21 protein-coding genes are annotated in these 19,914 nt (G+C 48.5%); 19 read left to right on the forward strand and 2 right to left on the reverse strand.

Annotated features, from left to right (window positions below; genetic code table 11):
* The first annotated feature begins 153 nt into the window (after positions 1–153).
* From ACESZP_RS00145 to ACESZP_RS00215, 15 genes are all read left to right on the forward strand, one after another.
* The gene (locus tag ACESZP_RS00145) at positions 154–795 is read left to right on the forward strand and encodes a histidine phosphatase family protein (RefSeq protein WP_499707639.1); all 642 of its coding nucleotides are present in this window, start codon (positions 154–156) and stop codon (positions 793–795) included.
* 163 nt (positions 796–958) lie between these two features.
* Complete coding sequence (locus ACESZP_RS00150) at positions 959–1,741, forward strand: ZIP family metal transporter (protein WP_499707640.1); 783 nt, start codon at positions 959–961, stop codon at positions 1,739–1,741.
* Positions 1,742–1,879: 138 nt separating this feature from the next.
* The gene (gene miaB, locus ACESZP_RS00155; RefSeq protein WP_499707641.1) at positions 1,880–3,310 is read left to right on the forward strand and encodes a tRNA (N6-isopentenyl adenosine(37)-C2)-methylthiotransferase MiaB; all 1,431 of its coding nucleotides are present in this window, start codon (positions 1,880–1,882) and stop codon (positions 3,308–3,310) included.
* A 12-nt stretch (positions 3,311–3,322) separates the two neighbouring features.
* On the forward strand, positions 3,323–4,027 hold the full coding sequence (locus ACESZP_RS00160; RefSeq protein ID WP_178040098.1) for a cysteine peptidase family C39 domain-containing protein: 705 nt from the start codon (positions 3,323–3,325) through the stop codon (positions 4,025–4,027).
* Positions 4,020–4,610 carry a 5'-deoxynucleotidase gene (gene yfbR / locus ACESZP_RS00165; protein WP_499707642.1) on the forward strand — a complete coding sequence of 197 codons (591 nt, stop codon included), beginning with the start codon at positions 4,020–4,022 and terminating at the stop codon, positions 4,608–4,610. Before ACESZP_RS00160 ends, yfbR begins: the two co-directional genes overlap by 8 nt.
* Positions 4,607–5,572: a hypothetical protein gene (locus ACESZP_RS00170; protein ID WP_499707643.1), complete on the forward strand. Its 966-nt coding sequence runs from the start codon at positions 4,607–4,609 to the stop codon at positions 5,570–5,572. Before yfbR ends, ACESZP_RS00170 begins: the two co-directional genes overlap by 4 nt.
* Before the next feature lie 10 nt (positions 5,573–5,582).
* Positions 5,583–6,413, forward strand: coding sequence for a deoxyribonuclease IV (locus ACESZP_RS00175; protein WP_349163913.1), 831 nt, complete (start codon positions 5,583–5,585; stop codon positions 6,411–6,413).
* A gap of 95 nt (positions 6,414–6,508) precedes the next feature.
* The gene (locus ACESZP_RS00180; RefSeq protein ID WP_499707644.1) at positions 6,509–8,113 is read left to right on the forward strand and encodes an MBL fold metallo-hydrolase RNA specificity domain-containing protein; all 1,605 of its coding nucleotides are present in this window, start codon (positions 6,509–6,511) and stop codon (positions 8,111–8,113) included.
* 17 nt (positions 8,114–8,130) lie between these two features.
* Positions 8,131–8,889 carry an N-acetylmuramoyl-L-alanine amidase gene (locus ACESZP_RS00185; protein WP_499707645.1) on the forward strand — a complete coding sequence of 253 codons (759 nt, stop codon included), beginning with the start codon at positions 8,131–8,133 and terminating at the stop codon, positions 8,887–8,889.
* Between the two features lie 315 nt (positions 8,890–9,204).
* Positions 9,205–9,726 (forward strand): shikimate kinase, encoded by a 522-nt coding sequence (locus ACESZP_RS00190; protein ID WP_349163909.1) that lies wholly within the window; start codon positions 9,205–9,207, stop codon positions 9,724–9,726.
* Positions 9,705–10,304, forward strand: a complete 600-nt coding sequence (locus tag ACESZP_RS00195; RefSeq protein WP_499707646.1) for a nitroreductase family protein — start codon at positions 9,705–9,707, stop codon at positions 10,302–10,304. The genes ACESZP_RS00190 and ACESZP_RS00195 overlap by 22 nt, the downstream gene beginning before the upstream one ends.
* Positions 10,301–10,900 (forward strand): TetR family transcriptional regulator, encoded by a 600-nt coding sequence (locus ACESZP_RS00200; protein ID WP_178040090.1) that lies wholly within the window; start codon positions 10,301–10,303, stop codon positions 10,898–10,900. Before ACESZP_RS00195 ends, ACESZP_RS00200 begins: the two co-directional genes overlap by 4 nt.
* Before the next feature lie 167 nt (positions 10,901–11,067).
* The gene (locus tag ACESZP_RS00205; RefSeq protein WP_499707647.1) at positions 11,068–12,240 is read left to right on the forward strand and encodes a hypothetical protein; all 1,173 of its coding nucleotides are present in this window, start codon (positions 11,068–11,070) and stop codon (positions 12,238–12,240) included.
* Positions 12,241–12,259: 19 nt separating this feature from the next.
* Positions 12,260–13,432 (forward strand): amidohydrolase, encoded by a 1,173-nt coding sequence (locus tag ACESZP_RS00210; protein WP_178040088.1) that lies wholly within the window; start codon positions 12,260–12,262, stop codon positions 13,430–13,432.
* A 123-nt stretch (positions 13,433–13,555) separates the two neighbouring features.
* Positions 13,556–14,944, forward strand: a complete 1,389-nt coding sequence (locus ACESZP_RS00215) for an MATE family efflux transporter (RefSeq protein WP_499707648.1) — start codon at positions 13,556–13,558, stop codon at positions 14,942–14,944.
* Positions 14,945–14,971: 27 nt separating this feature from the next.
* Here ACESZP_RS00215 and hcp read toward each other — a convergent pair whose 3' ends face one another.
* Complete coding sequence (hcp, locus tag ACESZP_RS00220) at positions 14,972–16,576, reverse strand: hydroxylamine reductase (RefSeq protein WP_499707649.1); 1,605 nt, start codon at positions 16,574–16,576, stop codon at positions 14,972–14,974.
* A gap of 15 nt (positions 16,577–16,591) precedes the next feature.
* The gene (locus tag ACESZP_RS00225) at positions 16,592–17,230 is read right to left on the reverse strand and encodes an ATP-binding protein (protein ID WP_499707650.1); all 639 of its coding nucleotides are present in this window, start codon (positions 17,228–17,230) and stop codon (positions 16,592–16,594) included.
* 98 nt (positions 17,231–17,328) lie between these two features.
* Here ACESZP_RS00225 and ACESZP_RS00230 point away from each other — a divergent pair, with 98 nt between their 5' ends.
* From ACESZP_RS00230 to ACESZP_RS00245, 4 genes are all read left to right on the forward strand, one after another.
* A complete protein-coding gene (locus ACESZP_RS00230; protein WP_178040085.1) occupies positions 17,329–18,021 on the forward strand; it encodes a cyclic nucleotide-binding domain-containing protein in 693 nt (230 codons plus the stop codon).
* A gap of 69 nt (positions 18,022–18,090) precedes the next feature.
* On the forward strand, positions 18,091–18,576 hold the full coding sequence (locus ACESZP_RS00235) for an HD domain-containing protein (protein ID WP_499707651.1): 486 nt from the start codon (positions 18,091–18,093) through the stop codon (positions 18,574–18,576).
* A gap of 188 nt (positions 18,577–18,764) precedes the next feature.
* Entirely contained in the window at positions 18,765–19,226 is a 462-nt protein-coding gene (locus ACESZP_RS00240) for an Hsp20/alpha crystallin family protein (protein WP_158365130.1), read from the forward strand.
* A gap of 144 nt (positions 19,227–19,370) precedes the next feature.
* Positions 19,371–19,892, forward strand: a complete 522-nt coding sequence (locus tag ACESZP_RS00245; RefSeq protein WP_499707652.1) for a nitroreductase — start codon at positions 19,371–19,373, stop codon at positions 19,890–19,892.
* Positions 19,893–19,914 lie beyond the last annotated feature (22 nt).

Genomic DNA, 19,914 nt, shown 5'->3' on the forward strand with positions numbered 1-19,914 from the left:
GAGTTACAGGGGACTCCGCAGCTTTGGATGAAAATCTGGGGCTGCGGTTCTTTTTTATTTTCATAAATTTAATGGATGACAAGCTCCGGACAAAATGCTATAATAAGCCAAAACGAATATAAGTTCGATTTTATATAGCAGGAGGAAACTTAAATGGTCATCTATGTGATCCGTCACGGTGAGACAGACTGGAATACAAAGCACTGGCTCCAGGGAACGACGGACATTCCCTTAAATCGAAATGGTATTGAAGTGGCGGAGATTACGTCAGAGGCGCTGAAGGGTATTCCCTTTGATGTGATTTTTTCAAGTCCGCTGAAGCGTGCCTATCAGACGGCGGAAATCATGAAACGGGAGCGGCAGATTCCCCTGATTGTGGACGAACGCCTGAAGGAAATCAGCTTTGGCTGTTTCGAGGGTCTGTGCTGCACGGGGCCGAATTACAACATCCCGGATCCGGATTTTCCGAATTTTTTCCAGAACCCGGCCCACTATAATCCGCCGGAGGGCGGTGAATCCATCGCGGAGCTCTGCGTCCGGGGAACGGATTTTTTGACCTGGCTCATTGACCAGCCGGAGTATCAGGACAAAACTGTGCTGATATCCGCCCATGGAGCGCTTGTGAAGGCACTGTTGTCCAGTCTTCTGATTACAGATTTGAAAGATTTCTGGAAGGGCGGCGTCCATAAAAACTGTGCGGTATCGATCATTGATGTGGAGCATGGAACGGCTTCTGTGCGGCAGGAAAATGTGATCTATTATGATAAGACCAGAAGTATCAACTATTTCGAATAAATGCAGCAGGAAATGGAGCAGCGGAAATTTTACGAAGGATAAGCAGGGCTTGTCCTTCTTTTATTCTCAACAAGAAATCCTGCTATGGACAGTGAGGAACTTTGACGCATATAATAATCATAAAACGGTTAGTTCAGGCTAATCCAGGAAAGGAGATTCTTATATGACATCAGAAGTAATCCGGGGAATCTTAATACCCTTTGCAGGAACTTCCCTTGGAGCGGCCATGGTCTTTTTTATGAAAACATCCTTAAATGAACAGGTCAGCCGGGCGTTGACCGGCTTTGCGGCGGGCGTCATGGTGGCAGCTTCCATCTGGAGCCTGCTGATTCCGTCCATGGAACAGTCGGCGGCCATGGGAATCTGGGCCTTCGTCCCGGCAGTTATCGGTTTCTGGGTCGGTATTTTATTTTTGCTGTTGCTCGATCACATCATCCCGCATTTACACCGGAACAGCGACGAGACAGAGGGACCCAGAAGCCGCCTGAAGCGCACGACGATGCTGGTGCTGGCCGTGACACTCCACAACATTCCAGAGGGTATGGCGGTGGGCGTTGTCTACGCGGGATGGCTCTCCGGCAATACTTATATCACCGTAACAGGTGCGCTGGCCCTGTCCATCGGTATTGCCATCCAGAACTTTCCCGAGGGCGCGATCATTTCCATGCCGCTCCGGGCCGAGGGCGCAGGCAAGGGAAAATCCTTCCTCTACGGCGTTCTGTCCGGCGTCGTGGAACCCATCGGCGCCTTTCTGACGATTCTGGCTGCCACCCTGATTCTTCCGGCCCTTCCATATCTTTTGAGTTTTGCGGCAGGCGCCATGATGTATGTGGTCATCGAGGAACTGATTCCGGAGATGTCCGTGGGAAAACACTCGGATATCGGAACAGTCTTTTTCGCTATGGGATTTACGCTGATGATGGCCCTGGATGTGGCCCTGGGCTAAGCAGTGGAAAATAGAAAATGGAATACAAACCAAAACAAATGGTTGCACGAAGCCTGTAAAAAAGGTAATATTATAAAATACGGGTCTGTCGAAAAATAGAACCCGTGCAGAATGATATGAGATTACAGGAGAACTAACATGAATTTAAATAGTGAAATCTGGGCGAAAGCCCCGGAGACCGAGCCGGAGCGCCAGTATTATTTTATAGAGGTCTGTAAAAAGCAGGTAGCAGAGGAAAGCGCGCGGCTTGGCCGCCCGCTGACTTTCTGTGTTACGACCTTCGGCTGTCAGATGAACGCAAGGGATTCCGAGAAGCTGACCGGAATACTGGAAAAAATTGGATATAATCCAACGGAAGAGGATACCGCCGATTTTGTCATTTACAATACCTGTACCGTCCGTGAAAACGCCAACCTGAAGGTCTATGGCCACCTGGGTCTTTTAAAGCACCGGAAGAAAAGCAATCCCCATATGAAGATTGCTCTCTGCGGCTGCATGATGCAAGAGCCGGAAGTAGTGGAGAAGTTAAAGCAGAGCTACCGCTTCGTGGATCTGGTCTTCGGTACCCACAATATTTTTAAATTCGCGGAGCTTTTGGCGGAAAGTATGCAGAACGGCAGCATGATTGTAGATATCTGGAAGGATACGCAGGAGATCGTGGAGGAGCTTCCCATTGAGCGGAAATACGCCTTCAAGTCTGGCGTCAACATCATGTTCGGCTGCAATAATTTCTGCAGCTACTGCATTGTGCCCTATGTGCGTGGCCGGGAGCGGAGCCGGAAGCCTGAGGACATTATCCGGGAAATCGAGAAGCTGGCTGCGGACGGTGTGACCGAGGTCATGCTGCTGGGCCAGAATGTCAATTCCTATGGAAAGAATCTGGAGAATCCCATGACCTTTGCGCAGCTTCTCCGCGAGGTGGAGAAGATTGACGGCATTCGCCGGATCCGTTTTATGACATCTCATCCGAAGGATCTGTCCGACGAGCTGATTCGGGTTATGAAGGAATCGAAGAAGATCTGCCGTCATCTGCACCTGCCCCTGCAGTCCGGAAGCAGCCGGATCTTAAAGGCCATGAACCGTAAGTACACCAAGGAGCAGTATCTGGAGCTGGCGGAGAAGATTCGTAGGGAGATCCCGGATATTTCCCTGACTACCGATATTATCGTGGGCTTCCCGGGCGAGACTGACGAGGACTTCGAGGAGACCCTGGATGTGGTGCGGAAAGTCCATTACGATAACGCGTATACCTTTATCTATTCCAAACGAACCGGAACGCCTGCTGCCGCCATGGAAAATCAGGTGCCGGATGCGGACAATAAAGTCCGTTTTGACAAGCTCCTGGCGCTGGTACAGAGCTGTGCCAGAGAGCAGACCGCCCGCTATACCGGAACTGTTCAGGAGGTCCTGATTGAGGAGGTCAACGACCACAAGCCCGGTTATGTGACAGGCCGCATGAGCAACAACCTGCTGGTTCATTTCCCGGGCGAAGCGTCCCGGATCGGACAGTATGTCAATGTCAGTCTGGACGAATGTAAGGGCTTTTATTTCATGGGAACTGTCGTTTAAAGGAGAAAGTCTATGGAGAACAGACGCTGCTGTCTAAGGCACACCTATCTTGCGGTAAAGACGCAGGCGGATAAATCCTTCGGGGGAAATCAGAACTGGGCCACCGGTTATATGATGCGGAAATACGGCTGCGGCGTGGTGGCCATGGGCGACGTGCTGATTTATCTGGGCATTCACCGGCTGCCCTGCAATACGGATCTGTTGTACGGCATGCTGCGGGAGGACGGCTGCCTTTCTTATCCCCGCTATGAGCGTTATCTGCGTAAGATGAACAAGCGCTATCTGGGCATTATCCCGGGCTTCGGCGTGCCAAATTTCCAGCTTGCCCGGGCGATGAACCGGTATTTTCGCCATTACCGGATCGATCTGCGTGCCAGATGGTGCTTAAGCTCCGGTAAAATGTTGGAGCGCATTCAGGACAGTCTGTCAAAGGACTATCCGGTGATTCTGGCCATCGGTCAGAATATTCCTTTCTGGCGGAAGAAAAAGCTGACCCTGTACCGCCAGGAAAACGGCGTCTATCTGCCTGCCACCGAGACAAAGGCTCATTATGTGGTGGTCACCGGTATGGAGAACGGCTATCTGCAGATTTCTTCCTGGGGAAAAGAATATTTTATCTCCTGGAAGGAATATCAGGAATACGGGAAAAAATACAGCAGCTTCTGGGCCAGCAATATCTGCCTGATTCAGGAAAAGAAGGGGAAGAAGCATGAATAACTATTTTGCCATGATGTCCCGGATGAAATACATCGACCGCTGGGCGCTGATGCGCAATACCCGGGCAGAGAACTTAAGTGAGCACAGCCTGGAGGTCTCTATGATTGCCCACGCGCTGGCTGTGATTGGCAACACTTATCTGGGCAAAGAGCTGAATACGGATCGGGCCGCGGTGCTTGGCATGTACCATGATGCGACAGAGATCATTACCGGGGATATGCCGACACCCATAAAATATTATAACCCGGAGATTCGGCATACCTATAAGGAAATCGAACAGAAGGCGGGCCAGACTCTTCTTTCCATGCTTCCGGAAGAAATGCGCGTATCCTATGAAGGAATATTTACGAATCAGGAGGAAGACGCTTATCTCTGGACGCTTGTAAAAGCTGCGGATAAGCTGTCAGCCTATATCAAATGTATCGAAGAGGAGGGGTGCGGCAACCGGGAATTTGTCCGTGCCAGAGAGACAACCCTGGAGCAGCTTCACCGGCTTAAGGTGCGGGAGGCAGAGCTGTTTTTGACCTATTTTATAGATGCCTACGGAAAAAATCTGGATGAACTGACAGGAGAAGAACAATGAGTGAAAACAGAGATTTTGATTTTTGCCCGCGCTGCGGAGCCCTGATGCAGGACGGTGTCTGCCGGAGCTGCGGTTACAGCGGACGGTTTGGCAGCATACAGCAGCCGACGCAGAATTACGGAATGGGAAACAGTCCGAAGAAAAAGAAGACGAAAGGCTGGGTGATCATCTTAAGCATTCTCGGCGCCATACTTCTGATTAGCGCCCTGATTGCGGTTACCATGAATGTGAGCCGCCTGATTTTCCATGCCGCGCAGGATACGGTGGGAAGCTCCGATTATTATGACGACTATGGCGACTACTACGATGATTCTGAAGATTATGAACCGAGTGAAGACGACGCGTATTATAAGGAAATCGTGGACGACATCAATGAGGATGCAGCTTATACCATTGACTGGCTGACCGAGTCCCGCTGGGCGTCCGCGGGTGACGATACTACAGGGTATTACGTGACTTATCCGGAGCTTCGGGCGAAGGATGCGGATAATGGAGCCGATTATTCAACCATTAATGCGGCGATAAAACGGGCTGCGGAGCAATATAAGGATTCCTATGCGGATTTCACAGACAGTGTGACGACCAGCGGCTATGTGACCTATATGGATGACGAGAAAATCAGCGTGGTATTTCAGCATCGGCTTCCGGAGGGCGAAAGTACGCTTCCGAAGCTGACTGCCCTGAATTTCCGGATTGAGACCGGCGAGCAGATCGCGCCATCGGAAATGATTGCCATTGACGATGAATTGGTTATGCGCTTCCGGGCACAGGATCAGACCCAGAATGGCGGGGTAGATTTCGTCACCAACAGCACAGATGAGGAATTGTTGAAGCTTCTGTCTGATCCCCGGGAGTCCGCGTACTTCTATTCCAAAGCAGGACTGGAAGTGGGCTTCAATTATGAGAGTGAAGAATACGGAAAGGGCTGGGTCAGCGTGACCTTAAAGGAACGTGCCCTGTAGAGGAGACTGTATGTTTTATATCGGAAGTCATATTTCATCGGCCAAAGGCTATGAAGCAATGGGAAAGCAGGCGCTGAAGCTGGGGGCCGGTACCTTTGCCTTTTTTACCCGCAATCCCCGGGGCGGCAGCGCCAAAGCCATCGACCCGGCAGACGTGGAACGGTTTCAGGGTATTGCGCGGGAAAACGAGTTTGGAAAAATTGTGGCCCATGCGCCCTATACATTGAACGCCTGTTCCGATAAGGCGGACACCCGCCGCTTCGCGGGCGAGACTTTTCGGGATGACCTGAAGCGCATGGAGTATACGCCCGGCAATTATTATAACTTTCATCCCGGCAGTCACGTGGGGCAGGGTGCAGAAGAGGGAATTCGCCTGATCAGCGAGATGCTGAACGCTTCTCTATCTCGGGATATGACCACCACGGTGCTTCTGGAGACCATGGCCGGAAAGGGCAGCGAGGTGGGAAGAAGCTTTGAAGAGCTTAAGGAAATTCTCGACCGGACAGAGCTTTCTGAGAAGCTGGGCGTTTGCCTGGATACCTGTCATGTATGGGACGCAGGCTATGACATCGTTGGCGATCTGGATGGTATACTTACGGAATTTGACAAAGTAATCGGTCTGAATCGTCTGAAAGCCATTCACCTGAACGACAGTCTGAATGATCGCGGCAGCCATAAGGATCGTCACGCCCGCATCGGCGAGGGGCACATCGGCTGGGAGGCCTTCACCCGTATTATCAATCATCCGGCGCTCCGGGATCTTCCCTTTATTCTGGAGACGCCAAATGACGACGCAGGCTGGACGGATGAGATTGCGAGACTTCGGGCTGCGCGCATTTAAACCTTAAATTTTTCGAAAGAGCATTGTCTTTTTATATACCAAACGGTATAATAAAGGTAGCAAAAACAGTATCTATATTTTAGGGAGATGAGACTATGAGGCTGACATTTCTGGGTGCGGATCACGAGGTGACAGGCAGCTGTCATATGCTTGAGACCTGCAAAAAGGTGATACTTGTAGACTGTGGTATGGAACAGGGGCCGGACATCTATGAAAATCAGGAAATTCCGGTGAATCCTGCTGATATTGACTATGTGCTTCTGACCCATGCGCACATTGATCATTCGGGTTTGCTGCCTTTATTGTACAAACGGGGCTTTAAGGGGACTATTTTTTCCACTTATGCCACCAGCGATCTCTGTGAGGTCATGCTCCGCGACAGTGCCCACATTCAGGAGTTTGAGGCGGAATGGCGGAATCGAAAGGCAAAGCGTGCCGGAAAGCCGGAATATGTGCCGCTGTATACCATTGCGGATGCGGACGGCGCGTCGAAACTGTTCTGTGGCTGTCCGTACGGAGAAAGGATTCATCTTGCGGACGGAATTGATATCCGGTTTACCGATGTGGGACATCTGCTTGGTTCGGCGTGTATTGAGGTCTGGCTCCAGGAAGACGGTGTCGAGAAAAAGCTGGTATTCTCCGGTGACATCGGCAATCTTCATCAGCCGATATTAAAGGATCCGGCTCATGTGGAAACCGCGGATTATGTACTGATTGAGTCTACATACGGCGACCGCAGTCATGGTCCGAAGCCGGACTATGTAAAGGAGCTAACCCGGATTATCCAGGAGACCTTTGACCGTGGCGGCAATGTGGTAATTCCGTCTTTCGCGGTAGGACGTACCCAGGAGATGCTGTATTTTCTGCGGGAGATCAAGGCAAAGAAGCTGATACACGGACATGACGGCTTCAAGGTCTACGTAGATAGTCCTCTGGCAGTACAGGCCACCACCATTTTCAATAAAAACATGTATGATTGTTTTGATGAGGAGACATTGGCGCTTGTAAAGAAAGGTATCAATCCCATCAGTTTTCCGGGTTTAAGCCTTTCTATTACCAGTGACGAGTCTAAAATGATCAATTTTGACGATGAGCCGAAGGTGATTCTCTCCGCATCCGGTATGTGCGAGGCGGGGCGTATCCGTCATCATTTGAAGCACAATCTGTGGCGACCGGAAAGCACAGTTCTGTTCGTGGGCTATCAGGCAGTCGGCACACTGGGCCGTTCTCTGGTGGAGGGCGCGAACGAAGTGAAGCTTTTTGGCGAGCCGGTGGAAGTTAAGGCGCACATTGAAGTTCTGGCCGGTATCAGTGGTCATGCGGATAAGGAAGGCCTGATTAGCTGGATTCAGGATTTTCGTACAAAGCCTCAGCGGGTCTTCGTGGTACATGGCGAGGATCAGGTCTGCGATACCTTTGCAGCCTGCCTGCATGAGGAGTACGGCTTTACCACCACAGCACCCTATACCGGAGAAATCTGGGATCTGGCCACCAACAGCCGGATTGCAGAGGGCAATCAGGAGCGCATTGTAAAGGAGCAGCGTAAGAACGCGAAGGCAGGAATGACTGTATACGATCGTCTGGTGGAGACCGGTAAACGCCTGATGCGGCTCATTGATCAGTGTAAGGGCTGGACCAATAAGGATATTGCGAAGCTGGCGGATCAGATCCAGGCTCTTTGCGATAAATGGGAAAAATAACACAGGGGGATCATAAGATGGACACAAATGACAAGAATGAAATGAGCCCGGCGGAGCGTCGGCACAGGGCGGCAGCCAGAAAGCGCCGTCAGGAAGAGATGAAGCGCAGAAAGTGCCGCCGGGCACTCTTGTTTGTAGTGATTATACTGGTTGTGGCAGTCATCGCAGGCAGTATCATAGTTGCGGTTTCAAAGTTCACAGGCGGCGGAAGTGGTGTGAAGATTTCCGCACAGGGCAGTACCTATGTGATTGCCATTGATCCGGGACACGGCGGCCGGGATACCGGTATGAGCAGCGCGGCTATTGAGGAAAAAGAAGCGGATCTGAACATCTGTGCGAAGCTGAAAATCATGCTGGAAAGTCAGGGCTATCAGGTGGTGATGACACGGGAGGACGATTCCTATCTGTCCAAGGAGGAACGTGTGGCGGCAGTCAACGCATCCGGCGCGGATCTTCTGGTCAGCGTACACTGCAACTATTCCGAGGATGACAGCAGTCAGAGCGGCGTACATGTCAATTATGCGAATGACGACAAGAAAAGCAAGTCTCTGGCAGAGAATATCGACGCAGCCCTGGTAAAGGAGACCGGTGCGAAGGATCAGGGAAGTAATTCCTGCGATTTTTCCATTGTAAATGATACGGATATGCCGGCGGTTCTGGTGGAGGCCGGTTACCTGAGCAACGAGAGTGAAGGCAGTGAGCTGGCGGACGACGTCTACGAGAACAGCGTAGCGAAAGGCATTGCCAAGGGCGTGCTGGCAACTTTGAACCGCTAATTCTGATGAAGTATGTAGATTTGCCAGAGCTTTCGGCCTTTATCATGGAAAAGGTTATCGGGCTGATAGGTGACTGGATGGAATTGTTCCACAAGGGGCGTCTGATGACGCCCCTTTAACTGTGCCACATAAAAGGTACGTTCCCAGGGCGTGGCTGGGGTGGAGCTTTATACCGGACGGAAGATGCCGGTGGAAGAGATCCGGGAAGATCTAAATGTCTGCCCCAGATCTGTCATCTTACCTCCCCTGCAAATTCAAATTGACGCAGACCGGAAGATATACTAAAATAAAATTGATTTGCATGGAGGTAACAGTATGAATATATTTCTGATAGGATTTATGGGAACCGGAAAGAGTACCATTTCCGCTGTACTGGGAAAGGAGCTTTCCACAGAAGTCATAGAAATGGACGAGCTCATCGTAAAGCGCCAGGGGATGCCCATTTCCCAGATCTTTGAGACCCGGGGCGAGGAGTACTTCCGGGAGCTGGAAACGGGACTTCTGGTGGAACTGCAGCAAAGGGACGGCGTCATCGTTTCTTGCGGAGGCGGCACGCCCATGCGGGAGTGCAATGTGGCCGAGATGAAAAAGAGCGGCATCATCGTACTTCTGACCGCCCGGCCGGAGACCATCTTTGAGCGGGTGCGTTACAGCCATAACCGGCCACTGATTGAGCACAATAAAACTGTAGAATATATCGCCGAGCTTCTTGAGAAGCGTCGGGAAAAATATGAGGCGGCAGCCGATGTGACCATCGCCACAGACGGCAAGGACACCCGGGAGATCTGCAGGGAGATTCAGGACAGCGTAAAAGAATGGGAGAAGCAGTCATGTTAAAGGAGCTGGTTTTAAAGAATCGAAGTTATCGCGGATTCGATTCATCGGTGCGTCTTACCAGAGAAGAACTTCTGGAGCTGCTTGACCTGGCACGCTACACAGCATCCAGCGTCAACGAACAGCCTTTGCGATACTACATTGCCTGGGAAAAAGAAGAGGTGGAGCAGATTCTGCCCCTGACCATGTGGGCGAAGGCTCTGAAAGAAATGAAGCTCCCCCATCCGGGCAAGGAGCCTGCTGCCTTCATCATCATTTGCCAGGATATGAACATCAGCTCCAACACCACCCGGTTCCAACGGGATGTGGGCGTGGTGGCTCAGACGATGCTGTTGGGCGCAGTGGAAAAAGGCTTCGGCGGCTGCATGATCGGAAGCTTCCATAAGCCTCAGCTGAAGGAACTACTGAATCTGCCGGAGGGCGTGGAGCCGAACCTGATTGTGGCTCTTGGCAAGCCTGCGGAAAAAGTGGTGCTGACCGATGTGGGGGAAGATGGAAGTACAAAATATTACCGGGACGCGGAGGACACCCATTATGTTCCCAAGCGGAGCCTGAAAGAACTGGTGCTGGAGGCAAAATGAACCGAACGATAGAAAAAGAACTGTCACCGCGTCAGAAGAAAAGTCTGGAGACACGAAAACGGATTTTTGATGCCACTTATCAGCTGGTTAACCAGTATGGGGATGCCTATACGGTGCAGGATGTCTGTCATCTGGCTTCGGTGTCTGTGGGATCCTTTTACCATTTTTATAAAAGTAAAGAGGAAGTAACCTCCGATCTGTATCTTTTTTTTGACACACATATGGAAAAAGAATTACTAATGATGCCGGAAGAACCAGCTGCGCGTCTGAAATCTATTACAAGCGAAATGATGCGCTATAGTTTGGAATGGGGACTCCCATTTCTGCGGCTCTCCTGCGCCCAGACTAGCGGTGAAAAAGAAATCAATCTGGTGCACGAGCGGAGCGTCAGCTTTCAGGAGCTTGTGTTGACACTGAAGTCCGGGATAGAACAGGGAGTGTTTGACTGTCCCAGAGGAGAAGAATATTATGCGCGGTATCTGATTACCATCTTCCGTGGCACCCTGCACTGGTGGACAGTGCAGCATGGCAATTTCGATGGTGTGGAACGCATGGAGCGATATACAGAAGATTTTTTGAAAATTATAACAAAATAAGCAAAGAGCACGACAGAGTAAAAAGCTTTGTACGTGCTCTTTTTTGAAAATTTATATTTTTAAAATTACTCTTGCACATTACTATGATAAAGTGTATAATACAGATTGAAAATAGAATATATTCTAGTTAATATTCTAGAATATGACATGCGAAGGAGATGGATGTTATGACACAAATGTTATCACTATTGTTCATTCTTGCAATCATGGGATTTGCCGAAATTGTATCTAAGCTGACAAAGGGTAAGGTTCCGTCGGCTTTGATTCTGGCGCTGGGTTATATTGTCGGATTTTGGACAATTCTGCCGAAGGACATCGTACAGAACAGCGGTATTGCTACCATGTATACGATCTGTACTTTCTATTGCATCACCAATATGGCAACCAGTATTCCGGTGGCAGAGATGAAGCGTCAATGGAAAACAATTCTGATCGCCTGTATTGGTGTTATCGGAATCTGTCTGACCAGCTTTACCATTGGTATATTGTTATTTGGAAAAGAATTGGTACTTTCCACGGTATCCAGCTTTGCAGGTGGTTCCGGAGCGTTAATTGTGATTCAGCAGGCGGCTGAGGAACTGAACCTTCCGAATGTGGCGGTGGCAGCGCTGATAGCCGGAACGACACAGATCCTGATCGGCTATCCGCTTACAGGCGTGGTACTCAGACGGGAAGCGAAAAGACTGGGCGTACAGTATAAGTCCGGCAATCTGACTGCGCATACTATGGCGGAGGACGGCGACAAAGTTAAATTTAAACCCTTCGTAAAACTGCAGAAATTTTCAAGCCCGACGGTGATTCTTCTGAAACTGACAGCCATTGCCGTGGTTTCCATCTGGATTCAGGATGTAACAGGACTGAACCGTCTGGTTGCCTGCCTGATCTTAGGTTTTCTGGCATCTGCAACCGGATTTCTGGAGGCAGATGCGCTTGGCAAGGCTAAAGCCAATGGTATCTGCATGACCTTTATGTTGGCGTATCTTTTTGGCTGCTTTTCCGCGGCAACCCCAGATGTATTTTTCTCTCTGTTCTTTAAAATCCTGGGACTGGCAGTAATTTCTACCATCGGTATGTACGTCATGGCATTTGTGGCAAGTAAGATTTTCAAGGATATTACGTTTGATATGTGTATGGGTATTATTCTGACCTGCTATCACGGATTTCCGGTCAATGTCATGCTGACAGAAGAAGCTATCGACAATGTAATCGAAGATAAAGAAGAACGCGAGGTTATTGCAAGCCGTATGGTTCCGATGATGCTGGTAGGCGGATTTACCAGTGTCACCTTTGTATCTGTATTGCTAGCAAGTATCTGCGCAAGTATGCTGGCAGCCATGTAATTAAAAAAGGAGATACATAATGGATATTAAGAAAGAAGCTTTGGAACTACAGCCATTTCTGGAAGAATTTCGACATGATCTGCACATGCATCCGGAACTGAGTATGCAGGAGTTTCGTACTACAGATCAGTTTGCCGGAAAGTTGGATGATTGGGGAATTTCCTATCAGCGATTTGAGCCGACCGGTCTGATGACAGAGCTTGTGGGAAAGGCGGATGGCCCGTTGGTATTGCTTCGCGCAGATATTGACGCTTTGCCGATTCAGGAAACGACAGGCCTTCCCTATGCGTCGCAGACCGAGGGCATCATGCACGCCTGCGGTCATGATACTCATGGAACCATGCTGCTGGGAGCATTAAAAATATTAAAGGATCATAAGGATGAACTTCCGGGGCGTGTGCGCTTCGTATTCCAGCCGGGAGAGGAAAACGGCGAGGGTGCCCGGGCGGTGATTGCTCAAGGTGCCGCGAAAGATGCGGATATGTGCTTCGGCATTCACAGTGCCCCAGATTATCAGGTGGGCAGTATTGGCTGCTGCCCGGGTCCCGCCCTGGCTGCTACGACCTGGTTTGGGATTACGGTACACGGAAAGGCTGCTCACGGCGCAACCCCGCAGGAATCCTGCGATGCATTGACTGCCATGTGTCAGGTGGTTTCTAACCTGCAGAGTATCGTATCCCGCCGTATTCCGGCTCAGTGGCCGCTGGTGGTTTCTGTTGGAAAGATAAGCGGCGGTACTGCCTTCAATATCATCCCAGATACCTGCTGCATTGAAGGCACCTGCCGTTATTTTGAGAGGGAACTGAATGAGAAGGTACCGGCGCTTTTAAAGGAAGTGGCAGAAAATGTGGCTGCGGCTTACGGCTGTACCGCAGAGGTACAGTTTAAGATTCACACACAGCCGGTTATCAACGATGCGGAAGTCATGGAAATTGTAGCGGAAAGCGCCGCGAAGATTCTGGATTCGCCGGATTTGCTGTTTGATTATCCACAAATCATGGCCGGAGACGATTTTGGTGATTTCGGAAACGTGGCCCCTAGCGCTTATTATTTTCTGGGCGGCGGCGGACATGGTCCCGGACATAATGGTAATTTCCAGGTAGAGGATGAGATGCTTCACAGCGGAGCAGCTATTTATGCGCAGGTTGCTATAGATGCATTGACAAAATGGAATAAAATTCGAGAGAAATAACATGAAAAAAGGATTCCAATGCACATTTGCGGGATCCTTTTTTTATGTCATTTCTTTACAGAGAGGGTAAAGAACGCTATAATAAACAAGACTTATTTTAAAATGAAAAGGGATACAGAAGATATGAATGAAATGACACAGACAAATACAACACAGTTCAATCCTCTGGGCACAGAACCGGTAGGACAGCTTCTTCGAAGATTCGCGGTTCCCAGCATTGTAGCCATGCTGGTCAACGCCCTTTACAACATGGTTGACCAGATTTTTATCGGCCACAGTATCGGGGAGCTGGGAAACGCAGCGACCAATGTGGCCTTCCCCCTGACCACCAGCTGTACCGCCCTGGCCCTGCTGTTCGGTATCGGCGCGGCTTCAGCCTTTAACCTGTCCATGGGACGGGGCGAGAAGGATAAGGCCCTTTATTATATTGGAAACGCGGCGGTCATGATGTTTGGAAGCGGCATTGTACTGTTTCTGATTGCGGAGCTTTTCCTGGATCCCATGCTGATCTTTTTCGGTTCGCCGGATAATGTCCTGGGACTGGCCCGGGAATACGTACGGATTGTAGCCGTTGGATTTCCGTTTCTGATTCTGACCTCCGGCGGAGCCCACCTGGTCCGGGCGGACGGAAGCCCCAATTATTCCATGGCCTGTAACCTGACCGGAGCTCTCGTCAATACCATTCTGGATCCGATTCTGATTTTCGGCTTCAAGATGGGAATGACCGGAGCGGCCCTTGCTACGATCACCGGCCAGATAATCTCTGCCTTTCTGGTGTTCCGCTATCTCCGTCATTACAAGGCAGGACCATTTACCAGAGAGCATCTCCGGCCCAAAATGGTTTATCTGGGCTACGCCATGACGCTGGGTATGGCTCAGTGCTTTAATCAGCTGGCTATGATGCTGGTGCAGATTGTTATGAACAATTCCCTGCGCCATTACGGCGCCCTGTCTGTATACGGAGAGGCCATTCCGCTGGCCTGCTCCGGCATTATCAATAAGGTCAGCTTTATGTTTTTTGCTTTCTGTATCGGAATTGCCCAGGGAATGCAGCCCATTGCCAGCTTCAATTACGGAGCGAGAAATTATGACCGGGTAAAGAAGGTCATTTTCCTGAGCCTGTCGGCAGGACAGATCATTTGTATTACCGCCTTCTGCCTGTTCCAGATTTTCCCATTACAGATCACAGCTCTGTTCGGAAATGGCTCAGATCTGTACTTCTCCTTTGCGGAGCGGTATTTCCGGATTTACCTGTTCTTTACCTTTATCAATAACCTGCAGCCCATGTCCTCCACCTTCTTTTCCTCCATCGGAAAGCCGAAGAAGGGAACCTTCCTGTCTCTGACCCGGCAGATTATTTTCCTGCTGCCCTTATTGGTTATCCTGCCCCTGTTCCTGGGAATTGACGGTATCATGTACGCGGGCCCCATCGCAGACTGCCTGGCCGCTGTGATTTCCGGAATTTTCCTGGCCGGGGAGCTGAAAAAAATGGGCGCGGAAGCCGAACGATAATTTGATACTTCAGAGGCTTTGACAAATTTATTTATTATGGTTCAGCAGTGTTTTGATGTCTTCCTCCGGCGTGGTAATCGGTGCGATTCCATAATTTTCCACCAGGAAATTCAGAATATTAGGAGACAAAAACGCCGGAAGAGAAGGACCAAGACGGATGTTTTTAATACCCAGGTGCAAGAGTGTCAGCAGGATGCAGACGGCCTTCTGTTCGTACCAGGAGAGAACGAAGGAAAGCGGAAGCTCATTTACGGAACATCCAAAGGCGTCCGCAAGTGCCACGGCAACCTGGATTGCGCCATAAGCGTCATTACACTGTCCCATATCCATCAGCCGCGGCAGCCCGCCGATTTCGCCCAGATCAAGATCATTGAAACGGAATTTTCCGCACGCCAGGGTGAGGACGATACTGTCAGAAGGCGTCTGCTTTACAAATTCTGTATAATAGTTCCGGCCGGGCTTAGCTCCATCACAGCCGGCAACCAGGAAGAAATGGCGGATTGCACCTGCTTTTACTGCCTCAACTACAGTTCCTGCATGGGACAGGATGGCTGCATGACCAAAACCGGTGGTCACCTTTGTACCGCCGTTGATGCCTGTGAGTATCTGATCTTCTTTGTAACCACCCAGTTCCAATGCTTTTTCAATGACCGGCGAGAAATCTTTCTTCTCATCGATATGGACAGCACCTGGGAAAGCAACCACTTCTGTTGTAAATACTCTGTCAGCGTAACTGCTTTTGGGCGGCATCAGACAGTTGGTAGTGTAAAGAATCGGAGCTGGAAGATGATCAAACTCTTTCTGCTGATTCTGCCATGCAGTTCCAAAATTCCCTTTTAAGTGAGAGAATTTCTTTAAGAATGGATAAGCATGGGCAGGGAGCATTTCACCGTGGGTATAGACATTGATTCCTTTTCCCTCTGTCTGTTCAAGTAAAAGCTGCAGATCCTTCAGATCATGTCCGGTCACAACAATAAAGGGTCCTTTTTCTACGGTAAGAGTAACTGCAGTCGGTTCTGGTGTTCCGTAAGTTTCTGTATTTGCCTTGTCAAGGAGTGCCATGCACTTCAGATTGATTTCTCCTACTTTCAGCACAACAGGAAGCAGTGTTTCCACACTTTCTTCGTAACCAATCTTAAATAATGCCTCGCAGAAGAACCGATTCACTTCGGCATCTTCATAGTTCAGAACGTTTGCATGATAGGCATAGGCTGCCATTCCGCGAATTCCGAAAAGAATAAGAGATTTCAAAGAGCGGACATCTTCATCGGCATCCCACAGCTGCTGCATATCGTATTCGTCTGTTTTGCCGCATGATGACTGACATTTACTGCAGTCAGGAACCAATCTTTCTTTCTCGGCTCTGACTTTTTGTATCATATTTTGAATCGCTGCATCATCAAAACTCACATTTGTAACGGTAGTAAACAGTCCTTCGATTATGACCTGCCCGGTTCTTTTAGAAATAGCTGCTGTATTATCGACAGCTCTTGCCAGACCGATCAACGCCCCGGTCAGTTCATCCTGCAATCTGGCTGTATCTGCCTTTTTCCCACAGACACCGGCATTTCCTGTACAGCCGGTACATCCCACTGTCTGTTCACACTGATAACAAAACATTTTTGTATTCATTTTCGTATTCTCCTTTTATTCTAATATTTTTCCATCAATACTTATTGTTACAACCTGCCATGGTATAAATTTTCCACTGCTTTGAAGGGCTTTTCTTGCTGCCATTTCCAGTCCACCACAGCATGGAACTTCCATTCTTACAAGTGTCACACTTTGAATGTTGTTATTTTGAATAATCTCGGTCAGTTTCTCACTATAATCCACCTGATCTAATTTTGGACAACCAATTAAAGTTACCTTATTTCGAATAAAATCCTGATGAAAGCTGGCATAAGCGTAAGCAGTACAATCAGCTGCGATTAAAAGTTTTGCACCGTTAAAATATGGTGCATTAACAGGAGCCAGTTTAATCTGTACCGGCCAGTTCTGAAGCTTTGGCACCGAGTGTGCAGACATTGCCTGATTTTTGACAAATAGTTTCTTCTGTGATTCTTTCACGGCTTCTTCATCATATGCGGGTGCTTCTCTTTCCTCAAATGAAATGGCACCTGTGGGACATTCCGGAAGACAGTCGCCCAGTCCGTCACAGAAATGTTCTCTCACCAATTCCGCTTTTCCGTTAATGATATCAATGGCACCTTCGTGGCAGGCATCTGCACAGACACCGCAGCCGTTGCATTTGTCTTTATCAATCCTGATAATCTTTCTTATCATTTTTTTCCTCCGTCAATAGCATTTAACTTTTGTTTCTGGTAGAATCATAGTATAATAAACACAACTTGTATGTTTGATTTCCAACAGGAGGAGCGATTTTGAAAAAATATTTACCCATTCTAAGAAACAGTCCATTTTTTAAAGGCCTTACGGATAACGAGATATTATCCATATTGCATTGTGTAAATGCAACCATCATTTCCAAAGAACGAGACTCTTATATTTTCAGAGCAGGGGATTCTACCGAGGTAATGGGACTTGTGGCGTCGGGCTGTGTTCTTGTGATACAGGAAGACCTTTGGGGACATCGGAATATTCTGTCAAAATGTCATGCCGGTGATTTCTTTGGGGAGCCCTATGCAGCAAGTCCGGGTGCTGTTCTGAATATCAGTGTGGTAGCAGATGAGGATTGTGAGATTATCCTGTTAAATGTCCAGAGGCTTCTGGTTACCTGCCCGACTGCATGCGGACATCATCAGAAGCTGATTCGTAACCTGGTCAGTGTGCTGGCAAATAAGATACTGCTCCTGAACGATAAGATCACGCATGTTGGCAAGCGAACGACCAGGGATAAACTACTGTCCTATCTGTCGGCAGAGTCCACCAGACATTCGTCGTTGTCCTTTGACATTCCTTTTGACCGACAGCAGTTGGCGGATTATCTTTGTATTGATCGGGCGGCAATGTCTACAGAAATATCAAAATTACAAAAAGAAGGCTTTATAAAAACAAATCGAAATCACTTTGAATTGAATGTTTCCGGTGATGTAGATACAAGAATAAAAATGTGATATCTTATATCATGGAAAACACAGGATTAATTTTAAGGCTGTTATATGTGAAAAAGGAGGAAGCTTTCAATGATAAATAAATTACATTTGGCAATGATTGAATTATATCGAGGAGATGCAAAGAGAATTCAACATTTTTGCAAAGTGCATAGTTATGCAAAATTGATAGCGGAAACGGAAAATGTGGATAAAAAATGCCTGTTTACCATTGAAGTGGCGGCTTTGACACATGATATTGGAATTCATTTCTGCGAAGAAAAATATGGAAATTGCAATGGAAAATTACAGGAAAAAGAAGGCCCTGCAATCGCAGAAAAGCTACTTGGAGAATTAGGCTTTGATCAAAATGTATCTGATCGGGTTCAGTATTTGATTGCACATCATCATACCTATAATAATATTGATGAAATGGATTATCAGATCTTGGTAGAGGCTGATTTTCTGGTAAACATCATGGAGGATGGCTTATCGAAGGAAGTAGCTTTAAAAGCCTATCATAATATTTTTAAAACAGCATGTGGAAAAATGATTTGCAGGGAGATGTTTCATATTTGACATGACAATAGCTTTAGAGATACGCCATGCACAGCTTATAGTGTTCACAAAATCTTCACAAAAAAATTAGCACTCACCTCTTGACAGTGCTAACAAAAAGGACTATAACATAGTTGTCAAGAGGGAAAAGGAAATGGAACCTCAAGACAGTGACCTATTGTACGAGACATAAAAAAGGAGCGTTTACTATGTTAACACCGAGTGTATTTGGAAAAGATTTCTTTGATGATTTGTTTGAGTTTCCGTTCTATGATGACAGAGACATGCAGAAGCTGGAAAAGAAGCTGTATGGCCGCAGAGGTAAGAACCTGATGAAGACGGATATCAAGGATACCGATAAAGCATATGAGCTGGAGATGGATCTCCCGGGATTCAAGAAGGACGAAATTAAGGTTTCTCTGGAAAATGGTTATCTGACCATCAGCGCAGCAAGAGGCCTGGACGTAGATGAGCAGGAGAAGGAAACTGCAAAGTACATCCGCAAGGAGCGTTACGCAGGATCCTGCCAGAGAAGCTTCTATGTAGGCGAAGGCGTAAAGCAGGAGGATATCAAGGGCGAGTTTAAGCATGGTATCCTGAAGCTGGTCATCCCGAAGAAGGAAGAAAAACCGGAAGTTGAGACGTCAAAGTACATCTCCATCGAAGGATAATGGAGCGAGGAGCCTCGCCGCGGAAGCGGCGGGGCTCCTTTTTATGGAAGGATGTTGTTAAAAAGGGTGCGAAAAAATGTGAAAATGGGGTGCAAAAGCAATACCGTCATGCTATAATTGGGAAAACGAGAGGAGTGATAGATCATGGCTGAGACATTAAAGACCATCAAAGAAAGAAGAAGCTGCCGGAATTTTAAGCCGGATATGGTTTCGAAGGAGCTGCTTGATAAAGTACTGGAGGCCGGCACCTGGGCGCCGACCGGAATGGGAATGCAGTCCCCGATTATAATAGCCGTAACCAATAAGGAGCTGCGGGATAAACTTTCAAAGATGAACGCAGAGATTATGGGTTCAAAAGCGGATCCGTTCTATGGCGCTCCTGTGGTACTGGTGGTGCTGGCGGACAAGAACCGGCCGACCCACGTCTACGACGGCAGCCTCGTGATGGGCAATCTGATGCTGGCTGCCGCGGATCTGGGACTTGGAAGCTGCTGGATTCACCGGGCAAAAGAGGAATTCGAGAGCGAGGAAGGTAAGAAAATTCTGAAAACTCTCGGGATCGAAGGAGATTATGAGGGCATCGGCCACTGTGTGCTGGGTTATGCGGCTGCGGTTTCGGCAGAACCAAAAGAACGGAAAGCATCTTACATCTATTACGCAGAATAATTTCCGGTTTCCTTTTCCTATA

This window comes from Candidatus Dorea massiliensis AP6, assembly GCF_964245105.1.
Lineage (GTDB): Bacteria > Bacillota > Clostridia > Lachnospirales > Lachnospiraceae > Laedolimicola > Laedolimicola intestinihominis.

Bases quoted from the DNA above. Each gene is read 5' to 3' on its own strand.
- ACESZP_RS00205 (WP_499707647.1), top strand. From the start codon at position 11,068: ATGACACAAATGTTATCACTATTGTTCATTCTTGCAATCATGGGATTT.
- ACESZP_RS00245 (WP_499707652.1), top strand. From the start codon at position 19,371: ATGGCTGAGACATTAAAGACCATCAAAGAAAGAAGAAGCTGCCGGAAT.
- ACESZP_RS00160 (WP_178040098.1), top strand. From the start codon at position 3,323: ATGGAGAACAGACGCTGCTGTCTAAGGCACACCTATCTTGCGGTAAAG.
- ACESZP_RS00185 (WP_499707645.1), top strand. From the start codon at position 8,131: ATGGACACAAATGACAAGAATGAAATGAGCCCGGCGGAGCGTCGGCAC.
- hcp (WP_499707649.1), bottom strand. From the start codon at position 16,576: ATGAATACAAAAATGTTTTGTTATCAGTGTGAACAGACAGTGGGATGT.
- ACESZP_RS00225 (WP_499707650.1), bottom strand. From the start codon at position 17,230: ATGATAAGAAAGATTATCAGGATTGATAAAGACAAATGCAACGGCTGC.
- ACESZP_RS00200 (WP_178040090.1), top strand. From the start codon at position 10,301: ATGAACCGAACGATAGAAAAAGAACTGTCACCGCGTCAGAAGAAAAGT.
- yfbR (WP_499707642.1), top strand. From the start codon at position 4,020: ATGAATAACTATTTTGCCATGATGTCCCGGATGAAATACATCGACCGC.
- ACESZP_RS00235 (WP_499707651.1), top strand. From the start codon at position 18,091: ATGATAAATAAATTACATTTGGCAATGATTGAATTATATCGAGGAGAT.
- ACESZP_RS00190 (WP_349163909.1), top strand. From the start codon at position 9,205: ATGAATATATTTCTGATAGGATTTATGGGAACCGGAAAGAGTACCATT.
- ACESZP_RS00215 (WP_499707648.1), top strand. From the start codon at position 13,556: ATGAATGAAATGACACAGACAAATACAACACAGTTCAATCCTCTGGGC.
- ACESZP_RS00150 (WP_499707640.1), top strand. From the start codon at position 959: ATGACATCAGAAGTAATCCGGGGAATCTTAATACCCTTTGCAGGAACT.
- ACESZP_RS00195 (WP_499707646.1), top strand. From the start codon at position 9,705: ATGGGAGAAGCAGTCATGTTAAAGGAGCTGGTTTTAAAGAATCGAAGT.
- ACESZP_RS00210 (WP_178040088.1), top strand. From the start codon at position 12,260: ATGGATATTAAGAAAGAAGCTTTGGAACTACAGCCATTTCTGGAAGAA.
- ACESZP_RS00175 (WP_349163913.1), top strand. From the start codon at position 5,583: ATGTTTTATATCGGAAGTCATATTTCATCGGCCAAAGGCTATGAAGCA.
- ACESZP_RS00240 (WP_158365130.1), top strand. From the start codon at position 18,765: ATGTTAACACCGAGTGTATTTGGAAAAGATTTCTTTGATGATTTGTTT.
- ACESZP_RS00145 (WP_499707639.1), top strand. From the start codon at position 154: ATGGTCATCTATGTGATCCGTCACGGTGAGACAGACTGGAATACAAAG.
- ACESZP_RS00170 (WP_499707643.1), top strand. From the start codon at position 4,607: ATGAGTGAAAACAGAGATTTTGATTTTTGCCCGCGCTGCGGAGCCCTG.
- ACESZP_RS00180 (WP_499707644.1), top strand. From the start codon at position 6,509: ATGAGGCTGACATTTCTGGGTGCGGATCACGAGGTGACAGGCAGCTGT.
- miaB (WP_499707641.1), top strand. From the start codon at position 1,880: ATGAATTTAAATAGTGAAATCTGGGCGAAAGCCCCGGAGACCGAGCCG.